General features: G+C 68.4%; 17 protein-coding genes. 10 read left to right on the top strand and 7 right to left on the bottom strand.

Annotation, left to right across the window (positions count from 1 at the left end; all coding sequences use genetic code 11):
• Positions 1-218: 218 nt before the first annotated feature.
• Positions 219-1532 carry an aspartate--tRNA(Asn) ligase gene (gene aspS / locus E3T19_RS00445; RefSeq protein WP_088457806.1) on the bottom strand — a complete coding sequence of 438 codons (1314 nt, stop codon included), beginning with the start codon at positions 1530-1532 and terminating at the stop codon, positions 219-221.
• A 79-nt stretch (positions 1533-1611) separates the two neighbouring features.
• On the opposite strand from aspS, the gene E3T19_RS00440 reads away from it, so the two are divergent.
• From E3T19_RS00440 to ccsB, 5 genes are read left to right on the top strand one after another with little or no spacing between them, the layout of a single operon-like run.
• A complete protein-coding gene (locus tag E3T19_RS00440; protein WP_088454969.1) occupies positions 1612-2256 on the top strand; it encodes a histidine phosphatase family protein in 645 nt (214 codons plus the stop codon).
• Complete coding sequence (locus E3T19_RS00435) at positions 2253-2861, top strand: TlpA disulfide reductase family protein (protein ID WP_103478487.1); 609 nt, start codon at positions 2253-2255, stop codon at positions 2859-2861. The genes E3T19_RS00440 and E3T19_RS00435 overlap by 4 nt, the downstream gene beginning before the upstream one ends.
• Before the next feature lie 2 nt (positions 2862-2863).
• A complete protein-coding gene (locus tag E3T19_RS00430) occupies positions 2864-3625 on the top strand; it encodes a cytochrome c biogenesis CcdA family protein (protein ID WP_088454971.1) in 762 nt (253 codons plus the stop codon).
• Positions 3609-5282: a cytochrome c biogenesis protein ResB gene (locus tag E3T19_RS00425; protein WP_134407785.1), complete on the top strand. Its 1674-nt coding sequence runs from the start codon at positions 3609-3611 to the stop codon at positions 5280-5282. Before E3T19_RS00430 ends, E3T19_RS00425 begins: the two co-directional genes overlap by 17 nt.
• 51 nt (positions 5283-5333) lie before the next feature.
• A complete protein-coding gene (gene ccsB, locus E3T19_RS00420; RefSeq protein WP_134407787.1) occupies positions 5334-6284 on the top strand; it encodes a c-type cytochrome biogenesis protein CcsB in 951 nt (316 codons plus the stop codon).
• Positions 6285-6433: 149 nt separating this feature from the next.
• Here ccsB and E3T19_RS00415 read toward each other — a convergent pair whose 3' ends face one another.
• Genes E3T19_RS00415 through E3T19_RS00395 form a run of 5 tightly spaced genes read right to left on the bottom strand, consistent with a single transcriptional unit; the run spans position 6434 to position 9503 of the window.
• Positions 6434-7414 (bottom strand): o-succinylbenzoate synthase, encoded by a 981-nt coding sequence (locus tag E3T19_RS00415; protein ID WP_088454973.1) that lies wholly within the window; start codon positions 7412-7414, stop codon positions 6434-6436.
• Positions 7415-7456: 42 nt separating this feature from the next.
• A complete protein-coding gene (locus E3T19_RS00410; protein WP_103430995.1) occupies positions 7457-7720 on the bottom strand; it encodes a hypothetical protein in 264 nt (87 codons plus the stop codon).
• Complete coding sequence (locus tag E3T19_RS00405) at positions 7717-8049, bottom strand: ATP-dependent DNA ligase (RefSeq protein ID WP_088454975.1); 333 nt, start codon at positions 8047-8049, stop codon at positions 7717-7719. Before E3T19_RS00405 ends, E3T19_RS00410 begins: the two co-directional genes overlap by 4 nt.
• 51 nt (positions 8050-8100) lie before the next feature.
• Positions 8101-9153, bottom strand: coding sequence for an RNA polymerase sigma factor RpoD/SigA (locus E3T19_RS00400; protein WP_103430996.1), 1053 nt, complete (start codon positions 9151-9153; stop codon positions 8101-8103).
• Positions 9150-9503, bottom strand: coding sequence for a hypothetical protein (locus E3T19_RS00395; RefSeq protein ID WP_088454977.1), 354 nt, complete (start codon positions 9501-9503; stop codon positions 9150-9152). The genes E3T19_RS00400 and E3T19_RS00395 overlap by 4 nt, the downstream gene beginning before the upstream one ends.
• Before the next feature lie 198 nt (positions 9504-9701).
• Between E3T19_RS00395 and E3T19_RS00390 the strand changes: the two genes are divergently transcribed.
• The 3 genes from E3T19_RS00390 to E3T19_RS00380 all read left to right on the top strand — a co-directional run bounded on the left by E3T19_RS00390 (position 9702) and on the right by E3T19_RS00380 (position 12897).
• Positions 9702-10613 carry a 1,4-dihydroxy-2-naphthoyl-CoA synthase gene (locus E3T19_RS00390; protein WP_088454978.1) on the top strand — a complete coding sequence of 304 codons (912 nt, stop codon included), beginning with the start codon at positions 9702-9704 and terminating at the stop codon, positions 10611-10613.
• Positions 10614-10621: 8 nt separating this feature from the next.
• Positions 10622-11779: an AMP-binding protein gene (locus E3T19_RS00385; protein WP_174776694.1), complete on the top strand. Its 1158-nt coding sequence runs from the start codon at positions 10622-10624 to the stop codon at positions 11777-11779.
• A gap of 77 nt (positions 11780-11856) precedes the next feature.
• Positions 11857-12897, top strand: coding sequence for a 1,4-dihydroxy-2-naphthoate polyprenyltransferase (locus E3T19_RS00380; protein WP_088454979.1), 1041 nt, complete (start codon positions 11857-11859; stop codon positions 12895-12897).
• Between the two features lie 74 nt (positions 12898-12971).
• On the opposite strand, the gene E3T19_RS00375 is transcribed toward E3T19_RS00380, so the two are convergent.
• Positions 12972-13277, bottom strand: a complete 306-nt coding sequence (locus E3T19_RS00375) for a DUF4229 domain-containing protein (RefSeq protein WP_088454980.1) — start codon at positions 13275-13277, stop codon at positions 12972-12974.
• 70 nt (positions 13278-13347) lie between these two features.
• On the opposite strand from E3T19_RS00375, the gene E3T19_RS00370 reads away from it, so the two are divergent.
• On the top strand, positions 13348-13782 hold the full coding sequence (locus E3T19_RS00370) for a PLD nuclease N-terminal domain-containing protein (RefSeq protein WP_103460562.1): 435 nt from the start codon (positions 13348-13350) through the stop codon (positions 13780-13782).
• The coding region (locus E3T19_RS00365; protein ID WP_255578471.1) for a thiamine pyrophosphate-binding protein at positions 13775-14529 on the top strand (755 nt) is incomplete at its 3' end. The genes E3T19_RS00370 and E3T19_RS00365, both read left to right, overlap by 8 nt.

Here is a 14529-nt window from a genome sequence, read left to right as displayed (position 1 = left end):
CGGTGGAGCAGGCGGCGAGGCCGGCGACGAGCAGGCCTGCGGTGGTGAGGCCGAGTGCGGTCTTGGTGAAGCTGCGCATGATGAAGTCCTTTGCTGTGGAGTGTGGGGGCTTGCTTGGTATGCAGGTGGTTCGTCCCCACCCCGGAAAAGGTTTGGTCTTAACGAAAAATCGCGCCTGTCCGTGAGACAGGCGCGACTTTCGCGAGCGGGAGTAGCGGTTACGGCTCCAGGCGGGTCGGCCCGCGGAACAGGTAGGTGACCTCGCGGATGGATGCCTGGTGCAGCATCAGCATCAGCACGCGGGCCAGGCCCATGCCGAAGCCACCGTGGGACGGTACCCCGTAACGGAAGAAGTCCAGGTAACCCGCGATCTCGGCCGGGTCGAGACCTTTCTCCACGGCCTGCTCGACGAGGACGTCGATGCGGTGCTCACGCTGCGCGCCGGTGGAGATCTCGGTGCCGTTGAAGATCAGGTCGTAGCTGTTGGTCAGGCTCGCGTCGCCCTCGTGGCGCATGTGATAGAACGGGCGGATGCTCGACGCGTAGTCGGTGAGGAACACGAACTCGTGCCCGTAGGTCTCGGCGACGTACGCCGCGATCTGGCGCTCGCCCTCGGGGTCCATGTCGTCGTCTTCACGGGGAACCTCGTAGCCGCGGCTCTTGACGATCTCCTTGGCCTCGGCCAGCGGGATGCGCGGGAACGGCGTGCTCGGCACGGTGACCTCGACGCCGAACAGCGCGAGCACCTCCTCGCCGTGCTTGGCCTTCACCGCGGTGAACGCGGCCACGAGCAGGTCCTCGTGCAGCTGCATGACGTCTTCGTGGCTGTCGATCCAACTGATCTCCGAGTCAACGCTGGTGAACTCGGTGGCGTGCCGACTGGTGAACGACGGGTCGGCCCGGAACGCCGGCCCCACCTCGAAGATCTTGCCGAAACCTGCGGACTGCGCCATCTGCTTGAAGAACTGCGGGCTCTGCGCCAGGTAGGCCTTGCGGTCGAAGTACTCCACCTCGAACAGCTCGGCGCGGGACTCGCTCGCGCTGGCCATCAGCTTCGGGGTGTGCAGCTCGATGAAGTCGTGCTCGATCCAGTACGTGCGCAGGGCGTGCTCGAACGTGGTCTGGATGCGGAAGATGAGGCTCGCCTTGGGCTGGCGCAGGTCGAGGAAGCGCCAGTCCATACGCTTGTCCAGGCTGGAGTCTGCCGCGATCGGGGTCTCCGGGATGGCGAGGGTGACGACCTCGAGGGACGCCAGCTTGATCTCGATGCCGCCGAGCTTGACGCGCTCGTCGTGCTTGAGCTGCCCGGTCACGGTGACGAAGCTGCCCTGGGACAGGCCGGAGATGGTGGTCGCCGGCTCGTCGTCGACGACGACACCCTCGGCATCCGTGGTGCGTGGATTGACCAGCTGCACGGCGCCGGATTCGTCGCGCAAGACGACGAATTGCACCTTCTTCTGGTCTCGGACGGTTTCAACCCATCCGGACACGGAAACGAGACCGTCGTCGAGGGCAGCAAGGTTCTTGATCAGTACGCGCGCATTCACCCCCTGAGTTTAGCCGCACAGCTCTCGGCGAATTCGCGGGTGACCTCTCCGTAGACTGGAGCGTGTGGTAGCTAGCCAGGTACATCTCGTGCGGCACGGTGAGGTTTTTAACCCCGAGCGCGTGCTTTACGGCAGACTTCCCGGCTTTCGGCTGTCCGATTTGGGGCAGCGGATGGCCGAGGCGGCTGCCGCAGACCTCGTCGAGCGTGGGCGCCCCGTGGGGCGGATCATCGCCTCGCCGCTGCAGCGCACCCAGGAGTCGGCAGCCCCGATCATGGCGGCCTTCGGCCTGCCCATCCACCTCGACGAGCGCATCATCGAGCCCGCCAACCGCTTCGAGGGCAAGCGGATGCGCGGCCCCGGCGGCGCCCTGCGCGACCCGCGCACCTGGCCCAGCCTGATCAACCCTGCCCGGCCCAGTTGGGGCGAGCCTTTCGCGTCCATCTCTGCTCGGATGCTCGCCGCCATCGACGATGCCTTCCATTCGGTCGACGACGGTGACGTCGTTCTGGTCAGCCACCAGCTGCCGATCTGGATGGTGCACCGCACCCTGGCCCACGAACGCCTCGCCCACGACCCGCGCAAACGCCGCTGTGACCTGTCCAGCATCACCACGCTGTCGTTGCACGACAATGTGCCCGCCGAGGTCGGCTATGCGAGTCCCGCCGCCGCCCTTCTGGTGCCGGCCAACGATGTAGGTGCAGTGTGAGTCGCCGGCCACGCCTGATTCCTGCCGCCCTGATCGGCCTCGTCAGCCTCGGCCTCGTGCTGACCGGGTGCACCAGCGACGACCCGCTCGCCGCGCAGTACCGTGAAGGCAGCGGCAAGGGCTACATCGCCGGCGACGGCAGCGTCACCGAAATCGCCGCCGAAGATCGCGGCGAGTCCGTCGTCTTCGACGGCACCCTCGAGGACGGCTCCACGGTCAGCTCCGACGACTACACAGGCGAGGTCCTCGTGGTCAACTTCTGGTACGCCAGCTGCGCCCCCTGCCGCGCCGAGGCCCCGGACCTCAAGACGATCAGCGAGGAATTCGCCGGTCAGGGCGCCAGCTTCCTCGGTGTGAACGTGCGCGACCAGGCGCCCAGCGCCATCGCCTTCAACGAAAGCTACGAGATCAGCTACCCATCGGTGATGGATGTCGACGACGGCGGCCTGCAGCTCGCCTTCAGCGGCAGCATCCCCCCGAACGCCGTGCCGACCACCCTGGTGCTGGACTCCTCTGGACGGGTCGCCGCGCGCATCCTCGGCCAGGTCAACTCGCCGTCCATCCTGGAAACCCTGATCAAGGACACGATTGCCGAGGACGGCTAGGCGTGGGCAATCCCTTCGGCGAGATCGTCTTCAGCGGGCAACTGTTCCTGGCGATCCCGATCGCCGTGCTGGCCGGGCTTGTCTCGTTCGCGTCCCCGTGCATCCTGCCGCTCGTGCCCGGCTACCTGGCCTACATCGGCGGGTTCGCCGACGGGAGTAGCGGGTCGAAGCTCTCCGCGCGCCGGGGACGCAACCGGCTGCTGCTGGGCGTGGCCCTGTTCATCCTCGGCTTCACCCTGGTCTTCGTGCTCACCGGCGTGGTGTTCGGCGTCGCCGGGTTCTGGCTCAACCAGTACCGTGACCTGATCACCCGCGTCGCCGGCGCCGTCGTGATCCTGCTCGGCCTGGTCTTCGTCGGTCAGTTCGGCGCGATGCAGCGCACCATCAAGACCTCCTGGCGGCCGCGGATGGGCCTGGCCGGCGCTCCGGTGCTCGGCGCGGTCTTCGCGGTCGGCTGGACCCCGTGCACCGGCCCCACGCTCACGGCCATCAACTCGCTCAGCCTGAGCACCGGCTCACCGTGGCAGGGCGGCCTGCTGGCGCTGTTCTACGCGCTCGGCCTGGGCATCCCGTTTCTGCTGATCGCCCTGGGCCTGAACTGGGCCACCGGGGCCGTAGCCTTTCTCAAGCGTCATATCCGAGCGATCAACCTGTTCGGCGGCGTGCTCCTGATCGTTATCGGGGTGCTCATGGTGAGCGGCGTGTGGAATGCCTGGCTCCTGAACCTGCAAGGGGTGATTGGCAGCTATGTCCCGGCCATCTGACCACATCGACTCCGCCCCGGCGCCCACCGGCGACGGGATCACCCAGCCCAAACTCGGTTTTGTCGGCACCCTGCGTTGGTTCTGGCGTCAGCTCACCAGCATGCGCACCGCGCTGTTCCTGCTGCTGCTGCTCGCCATCGCGGCGGTGCCCGGCTCGCTGGTGCCCCAGCGCAGCTCCGACCCGAACGGCGTCACCCAGTACTTCACCGACAACCCTGACCTGGCGCCGGTGCTCGACAAGATCCAGGCGTTCGACGTGTACTCCTCCGCCTGGTTCTCCTCCATCTACCTGCTGCTGTTCGTCTCGCTGATCGGCTGCGTCATCCCGCGCACCAAGCACCACCTGCAGGCCCTGCGCGCCAAACCGCCCAAGACCCCCGCGCGCCTCGGCCGGCTGGCCGGCTTCACCACCCGCACGGCCCCGGCCGGCACGGATGCCGCCACCGCCGTCGCCTCCGCCCGCACCGTCCTCAAGCAGGGTCGCTACCGGGTGGCGCTGTTCGAGAGCCCCACTGAGTTCTCGGTCTCGGCCGAGCGCGGCTACCTGCGTGAGACCGGCAACCTGGTCTTCCACTCCGCCCTGGTCGGTCTCCTCGTGGTGGTCGGCTTCGGCAGCGGCTTCGGCTTCAGCGGCCAACGAGTGCTCGTGGAGGGCCAGACCTTCGTCAACACGCTGCTGGCCTACGACTCGTTCAACCCCGGCCGGTTCTTCGACGACACCGAACTGGACCCGTACACGCTCACCCTCGACGACTTCACGGTGAGCTACGAGACCGCGAACCTCGAGGCGTTCGGCCAGCCCGTCGACTTCACCGCCGGCGTCACGGTCACCCCGCGCGGCGGCGACGCCGAGCCCGGCGCGGTGCGGGTCAACGACCCGCTGCGCACCGGCGGCACCAGCGTCTACCTGCTCGGCAACGGCTACGCGCCCACCATCACGGTGAAGGACCCTGAGGGCACAGTGGTGTTCACCGACTCCGTGCCGTTCCTGCCGCAGGACGCCAACCTCACCTCGCTGGGCATCGTGAAGGTGCCGGACGGCCTCGCCGAGCAGGTGGGCCTGGTCGGCTTCTTCTACCCGACCCAGGACGAGAGCAGCACCGGCTCGTACTTCTCCAGCTTCCCCGACCTTGAGTACCCGGTGCTCACCCTCAATGTGTACGCGGGTGACCTGGGCCTGGACGAGGGTGTGCCCACCTCGGTGTACTCCCTCGACACCGACTCCATGGAGCCGCTGGCCACCCGCACGAGCGACATCCAGCCGCTCGAACTCAAGCCAGGCGAAACCCAGGAGCTGCCCAACGGGCTGGGCTCGGTGACCTTCGAGAACGCCACTCCGGATGCCGCGGCGGGAGACTTCTCAGGCTCGGTGCCGCGGTTCGCGTCGTTCGATATCCACCACGACCCCACCCAGGGCTGGGTGCTGCTGTTCGCGGTGCTCGTGCTCGGTGGGCTGCTCACCTCGCTGTTCGTGCCGCGCCGTCGGCTCTGGGTGAAGGCCATTGACCAGGCGGATGGCTCGGTGCGGCTCGAATACGCCGGCCTCGCCCGCGGGGAGGACCCGGCCCTGGAGTCGGCCGTCACCGCCCTCGCCGACCGGCACATCGCCCTGCTGGAACGCTCGGCCCCGGTCGTTTCACCCGTCGAACCCGCTTAGGCTGTACTGGTGAATCTGAACGAGCTCTCGATCCTCAGCCTGTACTCGGCCATGGCCGTCTACGCGTTGGCGTTCATCGCCTTCTCGATCGACCTGGCCAAGCGCAACTCTGCGGTGGACGCGGCCGATGTCGAGTCCGCCAAGGCCCGAGCGGGCGAGGCCACCTCGGTGGGTTCCGCCGGCGGAACCAGCACCCTCACCCGCATCAGCGCCCGGATGGTCAACGATGCGGCGACGCCGTACGGCCGCTCCGCCAGCCTGCGGGTGGGCGTCTCGCTGACCGTGCTCGCCTGGGGCCTGCAGCTCGTGGCCACGGTGTTGCGCGGCATCGCCGCCGAGCGGGTGCCGTGGGCCAACATGTACGAGTTCGCGATGACCGGAACTCTCCTCATCGTCACGGTGTACCTGATCCTGCTGACCCGCATCGATCTGCGGTTCCTGGGCACCTTCGTCACCGGACTTGTCCTGATCCTGCTCGGCATAGCCCAGCAGTATTACGTGGAAGTGGCCCCGCTGCCGCCGGCTCTGCAGTCGGTGTGGTTGGTCATCCACGTGTTCGTGGCGTCTCTCGCCACCGGGTTCTTCGCCCTCGGCTTCGCGCTCTCGTTCGTGCAGCTGCTGCAGGCCTGCCGCGAGGACCGGGTGGACACCGACAAGCCCGGCCGGCTCAAGTTCCTGAAGACCCTGCCGTCGGCGGTCACCCTGGAGAACCTGGCCTACCGCACCAACATCATCGGCTTCATCCTGTGGACCTTCACCCTCATGGCCGGCTCGATCTGGGCCGAACGGGCCTGGGGCCGGTACTGGGGTTGGGACACCAAAGAGGTCTGGACCTTCATCATCTGGGTGATCTACGCCGGGTACATCCACGCGCGGGCCACCCGGGGCTGGCGCGGATCGCGGTCGGCTTGGCTGGCGATCATCGGCTTCGCCGCCGTGATGTTCAACTTCGGCGTCGTGAACGTGTTCTTCAAGGGCCTGCACGCCTACTCCGGCCTGTAACCCGCGGCGAGGGTCGCGCCCGCTCGGTCCGCGCCCGATCGCCGGATCCGCAATGGGCGGGTGCCACGCCGTTATGCGGGTGGCGCGCCACCCGCATAACGGCGCCTAACCCGCAGAGCTCTAGGCGGGCCCTGCGTCGCGCCTCCTGATTACTCGGCGAGCAGGGCGTGCACGCGGGTGATGCGGGCGAGCCACCAGTCGCGGCGCTCAGGGCTGGCCGCGTAGGTGTCGAGAAGGTCGGCATCCGGCACCACCCGGCGCACCGGGATGCTGCCATCAACGGGCAGCAGCGGTTCATGGGTGACGTCGGCGGCCAGCAACGACGCGGTGGCCAGGCCGCAGTCGTAGTCGAGCTCGGGCAGCGCCGCCGCCAAGAACGCGCCCATCGAGATGCCGATCGAGGTGTCGAGGGCGCTGGAGACGATCAGCGGCAGGCCGGTCTCGGCCTGGATCGCGAGCACAGCGCGGATGCCGCCGAGCGGCTGCACCTTGACCACCAGGAGGTCGGCAGCGCCTGAGCGGGACACCAGCAGGGGATCGGACTCCTTGCGCACGCTCTCGTCGGCGGCGATCGGCAGGTCGAGGTAGTCGGTGCGGCGGCGGATCTCGGCCAACTCGTCGATCGACGCGCACGGCTGTTCGACGTACTCGAGGTCGAACTCGGCTAGGGCGTGGATCGCGTGCTCGGCCTCGTCGAGGTTCCAGAGCCCGTTGGCATCCACCCGGATGCGTCCCTCCGCGCCGAGTGCCTTGCGTACCGCGCGCACCCGCTCCACGTCTTCGGCGAGGGTCTGGCCGGGGTCGGCGACCTTCACCTTGGCGGTGCGGCAGCCGGGGAACCGGGCCAGCAGTGCCGGCACGTCGGCGGCGTCGATGGCCGGCACCGTCGCGTTCACCGGAACCCGGTCTCGTCGAAGGGCCGGGCTCTCTTCCCAGCCGAACTCCAGCGCAGCCCGCAGCCAGGCCGACGCCTCTTCATCGTCGTACTCCACGAAGGGGGAGAACTCGGTCCAGCCGGCCGGCCCCTCGATCAATACGGCTTCACGGCTGGTGAGGCCGCGGAAGCCGGTGACGAGGGGGAGGTCGACCACGCGGGCGGTGGCGAGCACGTCGTGCAGTGAAGGGAGCATGGCTCTAGTGTGCCAGCATCCGCGGGTCCGCCCCTGAGCCGTTCATTCGGTGGAATCGGCGACGAACGTCTCCTCGGGAGTGAGCGTCACGTCCGGACCGTTGGGCTGCACGTCCACGATGGCGATCGCGGTGCCCGGAGAGATGAGCAGATAGGCATCCTGATAGCGCCCGGCGCCGCTGTTGACCCGCAGCCAGGTGGGCACGCCGGCCGCCGCCGCGTCGGAGATCTCGGCTCGGAGTGATTCGAGTGTGCGGTCGCCGAGCGTGTACGGCTTACCGCCGTAGACGATGTCGATGCGGGTCACGAATCATCCTTACCATTCGACGTGGATCCCAGGCGGTGCGGTTCCGGCACGATCTGCAGGCCGCCCGATGAATTCGCGGTCAGCATCAGCGCCTCGATCCAGTCGCGGTTGAGGCTGGGCGAACGACCGCCGAAATACTTGTAGGCCAACGGGATGCTGGGATGCATCCAGATGGTGCTCCGTCCGTCACCGCCCTGCGGGTCGTCTCGCCAGGTGAAATAGAAGCACTCGCCCCGGCGTAGCTTGGCACCGATCACTACCTGGATGTGCGCGAGCACGCGATCATCGAAATCCGCCGTGAGGCTCGAATCGTACGTCAGCTTGCCCATTGCACCACTCCGTTGATAGGGGTAGGTGTTACGCTACGCCGGTTTTCGCTTCTAGTCCCTGAGATATCGCTCGAGTCGTGGCACCTTTAGGAGGGCCAAGGCGCGCTTCTCGATCTGTCGGACCCGCTCCCGCGTCACCCCCTGGATGACCGCGATCTGGTCGAGGGTGCGAGGTTCCTCACCGGTGAGACCGAAGCGGGCTGTGAGGATGGACCGCTCCCGGTCGGGCAGGGCATCGAGATAAAACGTGATGTCGGCAGCCCGCAGTGTGATGGTGGCGCACTCGTCGGGCTGGGGCAGGTCGTCATCGATGATCAGCTCGGCGATGTCGCCGATGCCGTCGCCGACCGGTGCGTGCAGCGAGATGGGCTCGTTGTCGTACTGCAGCAGGCGGGACACGTCCCGCACCGCGATCTGCGACAGTTCGGCGATCTCCTTGAGCGTCGGTTCCCTGTCGAGGGTGCTGGTGAGGTCGCGGCGGATGCGCTTGATCTTGTTGAGCTTCTCGGCGGTGTGCACCGGGATGCGGATCATGCGAGACTTGTCGGCCATGCCGCGGTGGATGGCCTGCCGGATCCACCAGGTGGCGTAGGTGGAGAACTTGAATCCGGTCATGAAGTCGTACTTCTCCACCGCCCGCACCAGGCCGATGTTGCCGTCCTGCACGAGGTCCATGATCGGGACGCCGCGGCCGGAGTAGTGCTTGGCGATGCTCACCACGAGACGCAGGTTGGCCTCGATGAAGTGGTTCTTCGCCCGCCGGCCCTCGAACACCAGGCAGGTGAGTTCGCGCTTGAACTCGGGGTTCACCGGGGTGCCTTCGGCTTCCGCCCGGTTCATCTTCTCCTCGGCGAACAGGCCCACCTCGATCTTGCGGGCCAGATCCACCTCGTCCTCGGCCGAGAGCAGGGGGCCCTTGCCGATGCGGCGCAGGTAGTCGCCGAAGGCATCCGTGGAAGCCCGGCTGTAGCGGGAGGTGGCCGCGGCGCTGGCGGCGGCCGACGGCGAATACGACGACGGGGTCGACTCCGGCGGCGCTGCCGGGGTTTGAGTTGTGGCGCGAGCGCTCGCACGGGTGGTGGGCGGCTGGACGATGGTTGTCATGCGAGAACCCCCCGGGGGAGAAGACTGGCTGTGGCACGGTCAAAGGAAGTGAAGTAGGCGCGTTCCCGCGGACGACCGAGGTTGGTCACCTCGAAGGCGCTGCCGACGATCTGGATGAAGCCGAGTAGGGCGGTCGGGTCGTCATGCTCGATGCCATGGTCTGCGACGCGCCACTCCGTGGGGGAGAGTTCGGTGATCTCGACGTCGCCGAGGCCGAGGGCCGTGTCGTCGACGGTGCTGCCGGGTATGGGTGTCGGGTTCAGGACAGGAGCGGTGTAGGTTTCGGCGCTGGTGACGGGTGCGTATTCGGGTAACGCAGTGTCGGGTGCCGAGGGGCTGTTGTGAAACATGACCACCTCCAGGTCGTTCGGGTGACATAAGTACACAACTCGGCGTCTAGCCCGTTCAAGGGGTTGACGGGGAAGCCGCCGAGGAGGTACACCTGAATAGCCCTCATGTCTGGTGTGAGCGGTCCCAGCTGTATATCGGTCCATGTCAGGACCCGGCGACCAAACCGGCAGCCCGAGCCTGCCGCGTAGTCTGGTGCCATGCCCGAACTGGTTTCAGAGATCTTCGACCCGACCCAGTGGCGTTCGGTGGATGGCTTCGGCGCTCTTGCCGACATCACCTATCACCACGACCTCACCGGCCGCATCGCCCGCGTGGCCTTCAACCGGCCGGAGGTGCGCAACGCCTTCAGGCCGCAAACCGTCGACGAACTCTACGCCGCCCTCGAGGACGCCCGCACCAATCCGCACATCGGCGTGGTGCTGCTCACCGGCAACGGCCCGAGCGCGCGCGACGGTGGCTGGGCGTTCTGCTCCGGCGGCGACCAGCGCATCCGCGGCAGGGACGGCTATAAGTACGGTGAGGGCGAGACCGCCAGCGGCATCGACAAGGCCAGGGGCGGCCGGCTGCACATCCTCGAGGTGCAGCGTCTGATCCGTTTCATGCCCAAGGTCGTCATCGCCGTGATCCCCGGCTGGGCGGCGGGCGGCGGGCACTCCCTGCACGTGGTCTGCGACCTCAGCATCGCCAGCGCCGAGCACGGCAAGTTCAAGCAGACGGATGCCGATGTCGGCTCCTTCGACGGCGGCTACGGCAGCGCATATTTCGCCCGCCAGGTGGGCCAGAAGGCGGCCAGGGAGGTCTTCTTCCTCGCCCGCGAGTACTCGGCCCAACGGGCTCTCGAGATGGGCGCGATCAACGCCGTCGTCCCGCACGCCGAGCTGGAGAACGAGGCGCTGGACTGGGCGCGCACAATTCTGACCAAGTCGCCCACGGCCATCCGGATGCTCAAGTTCGCCTTCAACGCCGTGGACGACGGCATGGTCGGGCAGCAGGTCTTCGCGGGTGAGGCCACCCGCCTGGCCTACGGCACCGACGAGGCCGTCGAGGGCCGGGACTCGTTCCTTGAGAAGCGCGAACCGGACTGGTCGCCGTACCCCTGGCAGTTCTAGGGGATGCGGTGAGGCCCGTCCGCGCCGTTCCCGCCGGGGATCCGCTGCACCTGCTGACCGAGTTGCGCCTGGCGCTCTCCGCCACGGGTGACGCGCTGCTACCGGTGCCGGTGCCGTCGCCTACGGCCGACAACGGAACCGGGGCCGACCGGGCCGGGCTCGGACCGGTGCCGCGCCGAGTGGCCGTGGTGATCGAAACATCGGGCTCGACGGCCGCGCCCAAACGGGTGATGCTCAGCACCGACGCGTTGCTCGCCTCCGCGGCAGCGTCGAGCGTGGCCCTCGGCGGCGACGGCCAATGGTTACTCGCCCTGCCCGCCCACTACATCGCCGGCGTGCAGGTGCTCGTGCGGTCGATCGTGGCCGGCACCGAACCCGTTCTGCTGCCGCCCGGCCACTTCGATCCCGTCGTCTTCGCCGAGTACGCCCGCCGCCTCGTCGAACCGTTGCGGTTCACCTCGCTGGTTCCCGTGCAGCTGGCCCGGCTGCTGGATGCCGCCGACGCCGACCCGGCGATCCTGACCGTGCTGCGGCGCTTCACCGGCATCCTCGTGGGCGGCCAGGCCGTGGCCCCGGCACTGATCGACCGGGCCGAACGGCAGAAGATCCGCGTGTTGCGCACCTACGGTTCGTCCGAGACCGCCGGCGGCTGCGTGTACGACGGCGTCCCGATCGGCAACACCCGGGTGCGTGCCGTCGACGGGCAGCTCGAGATCAGCGGAGCGGTACTCGCCGACGGGTACCTCGGCGATGAGGATCGCACCGGCGACAGATTCCGGGACGACCACGGCGTGCGCTGGTACCGCACGGGCGACCTGGGTGCGGTCGCCGTCGACGGCACCGTGAGCGTCACCGGCCGGGCCGACAACGTGATCGTCTCCGGCGGTGAGAAAGTGTCGCTCGATGCCGTCGAGGCCCTCGTGCGCAGCCTCCCCGGGCTGGGCGAGGCCGTCGTGGTGCGCGCCGCCGACCCGGTCTGGGGGCAGACACCGGTGGTGGTGGTGGTAGCCGCTGCGCCGCCGGCGTTGGAAGCCGTGCGCGCCGCCGCGGCCTCGGCTCTGGGCCGCGCCGCCCGCCCCTCTCGCATCGTGACCGTCGAGACCCTCCCGCTCCTGGCCTCGGGAAAGCCGGACCGGCAGGCGTTGGAAGCGTTCATCGCACGCTGAGGGCCCGGCCCGCGGGACCGCCCGACGGCCCGGCGGTGACCCGGCGGAGACCCGGATGCGGCCGGTAACATGAGGGCGTGGCACATGGAGCGCGGCCGAACGAGCCGAAACAACAGAAGTCCCGTCAGACCAGCCAGAACGGCGCCCGGAACACGGCACCGACCGGGCCCAAGTACCCGGCGAAGTCGGGCAACCCGGCCCGGAAGAACTCTGCGAGGACCGGACCCGCACGCAGCGGGCCGGCAACTGCCGGCGACTGGATCTCCGGCGCGCGCCTCCGCACCTTGCCGCTGGCCGTCGCGCCGGTGGCGCTGGGAACCGGAGCCGCTGTCGTGGCCGGTGGCGCCGGCGAGTTCCACTGGGTGCGGGCACTGCTCGCGCTGGTGGTGGCGGTGAGCCTGCAGATCGGTGTGAACTACGCGAACGACTATTCCGACGGCATCCGCGGCACCGACAACCACCGGGTCGGCCCGGCTCGCCTCACCGGTGGGGGAGCCGCCAAGCCCCGCGCCGTGCTCACCGTGGCGCTGGCCTTCTTCGGCATCGCCGCCGTCGCCGGCCTGGTGCTCGTGGTGGTGAGCCAGTACTGGTGGTTGCTCGCCGTGGGCGCCCTGGCCATCGTGGCGGCCTGGTTCTACACCGGCGGTAAGAAGCCGTACGGCTACCTGGGCCTGGGCGAACTGTTCGTGTTCGTCTTCTTCGGCCTGGTGGCCACGGTCGGCACCACCTACGTGCAGGTGGGCACCGTCAACCTGGAGAGCTGGCTGAGCGCCGTCGCCATCGGCCTGATCGCCTGCGCGGTGCTGATGGTGAACAACCTGCGCGACATCAAGCCGGACAAGGCCGCCGGCAAGCGCACCCTCGCCGTGTGGATCGGCGCCAGGGCATCCCGCGTGGTGTTCTGCGTGTTCCTGCTGGTGCCCTTCGCCATCGCGGGCTTCTTCGCGCTGTTCTACCCGCTGGCCTGGCTCACCTTCTTCGTGCTGCTCCTGGTGCTGCCGGCCTGCCTGATCGTGGCGACCGCGAAGACCGCGAAGGAACTGATCCTGGTGCTCAAGCTCACCAGCTTGGCGGCGCTGCTCTACGGCATCACGCTCGGGCTGGCCTTCGCCCTGTAACGGCACAACTGCTGCCCGCAGCGGCAACAGATAGCGTCGAGCCGCCCGCTCAGCGGATGACTACGAGCGGACGACTACGGCGCGGGCGGGGTGCGGCCGACGTTGGTCTGAGAAGCCGCGGCGCGGTCGACAGCGGCGTCCTCCGACTCGGCATCCGGGTGCACGGGCTCCTTGTCGCGGTGCCGCACCTCGTAAAGACCGCGGGCCACCGTTTCGCGCCGGGCGCGAAGGAAAATGTAGGACAGGCACAGGCCGATCACCGCGGCGAGCAGCGCCGCCAACCAGCCCTCGATGCCCAGCAGTGACAGCACCACGAAGGGCACGACGAACATCAGGACGCGGAGCACGGTGAAGACCAACCAGGCCGGAACAGCTTTCATACTTGCAGCTTAAACCGTGCCGCTGAGAGTACTCACCGATCTCTCGGCTGACCGGCCTACAATTAGCAGCATGTTCCGCCTGTTGTTCGGCCTCGGAGTCGTCGTCGTCATTCTCACCGTGTATGCGGTGGTGGATTGCGCGCTGTTCGACCGCAATCGTATACGTGGCGTGCCCCGGTGGGCCTGGATCCTGATGATCATCCTGCTGCCGGTGATCGGCGCCGTGCTGTGGCTGGTGATCGGTCGCGGCCGCCGCAGCACCGCCGCGAACACCGGCGGCCGGGTCACCCGGTCGATGGCCCCCGACGACGACCCCGACTTCCTGCGCGGCCTGGACCGCGTGAAGGACCAGGACCAGCGCATCCGCGATCTCGAGCAGGAACTGGCCGACTTCGACAAGATGGACCCGCCGGCCGACGACACATCCCATCCCGGCACCGCCGGAGTCGACCCCAAGAAGACCGAACCCGGTGAGGGTGACCAGCCGGGCCGACGGGATGCCTGAGACCACCGACGTTTCCGGCTCGACCACCCTGCCTGACACCGCACTCGTGCGTCCGGTCGCGCCGAGCGGCAGCCCCGCCACCGACTTCAGCGTGGCATTGCTGGCCGAGTTCGTGAGCCTCGGTGTGCGCGACATCGTGCTCAGCCCGGGGTCACGGTCCCAGGCGCTGGCGCTGGCAGCCACCGAATTCGAACGGCTCGGCCTGCTGCGCCTGCACGTGCGCATCGACGAGCGCGGGGCGGGCTTTCTCGCGCTCGGGCTCGCCATCGAGAGCGGTCGCCCCGCTCTGGTGGTCTGCACCTCCGGCACCGCTGTGGCCAACCTGCATCCCGCGGTGCTCGAGGCACACCATTCCGTGGTGCCCATGATCCTGCTCACCGCCGACAGGCCGGCCGAGCTGCGGGGCATCCGTTCGAACCAGACCACCGTGCAGCCGGGGATCTTTGCGGAGGCCGTGCGTCTCTGCGAGGACGTGGCAGCCCCCGACGGAACCGTGGGGGAGTCGGACATCGCGCTCGCCCTGGCCCGGCTGGCCTACGCGACGGCGCTGGGCACCCAGACGAACAACCCCGGCCCCGTGCAGCTGAACTTGGCGTTCCGTGAGCCGTTGTCGGCCGCCGTCGAGCTCGAGGCCGTCGCCGCTGCTGCGTCCCTGCCGGGCCGGCCGGATGCGGCGGCGCCCGCCGATCCGCCGCATCCGGTGCCGCCGGGTCCCCGCACCGTCGTCGTCGCCGGCGCCGGTGCCGG

Origin of the sequence: Cryobacterium sp. TMT4-31, assembly GCF_004403385.1 — a bacterium.
Classification (GTDB): Bacteria; Actinomycetota; Actinomycetes; order Actinomycetales; family Microbacteriaceae; genus Cryobacterium; species Cryobacterium zongtaii.
Note: the sequence above shows the minus strand (reverse complement) of the source record. Positions and strands in the feature narration are given on the sequence as shown.

Excerpts from the sequence above, each read along its gene's own strand:
- ccsB (WP_134407787.1), top strand. The coding sequence starts at position 5,334 with ATGGCCGTCTACGCGTTGGCGTTCATCGCCTTCTCGATCGACCTGGCC.
- E3T19_RS00375 (WP_088454980.1), bottom strand. The coding sequence starts at position 13,277 with ATGAAAGCTGTTCCGGCCTGGTTGGTCTTCACCGTGCTCCGCGTCCTG.
- E3T19_RS00415 (WP_088454973.1), bottom strand. The coding sequence starts at position 7,414 with ATGCTCCCTTCACTGCACGACGTGCTCGCCACCGCCCGCGTGGTCGAC.
- E3T19_RS00390 (WP_088454978.1), top strand. The coding sequence starts at position 9,702 with ATGCCCGAACTGGTTTCAGAGATCTTCGACCCGACCCAGTGGCGTTCG.
- E3T19_RS00400 (WP_103430996.1), bottom strand. The coding sequence starts at position 9,153 with ATGACAACCATCGTCCAGCCGCCCACCACCCGTGCGAGCGCTCGCGCC.
- E3T19_RS00370 (WP_103460562.1), top strand. The coding sequence starts at position 13,348 with ATGTTCCGCCTGTTGTTCGGCCTCGGAGTCGTCGTCGTCATTCTCACC.
- E3T19_RS00395 (WP_088454977.1), bottom strand. The coding sequence starts at position 9,503 with ATGTTTCACAACAGCCCCTCGGCACCCGACACTGCGTTACCCGAATAC.
- E3T19_RS00405 (WP_088454975.1), bottom strand. The coding sequence starts at position 8,049 with ATGGGCAAGCTGACGTACGATTCGAGCCTCACGGCGGATTTCGATGAT.
- E3T19_RS00425 (WP_134407785.1), top strand. The coding sequence starts at position 3,609 with ATGTCCCGGCCATCTGACCACATCGACTCCGCCCCGGCGCCCACCGGC.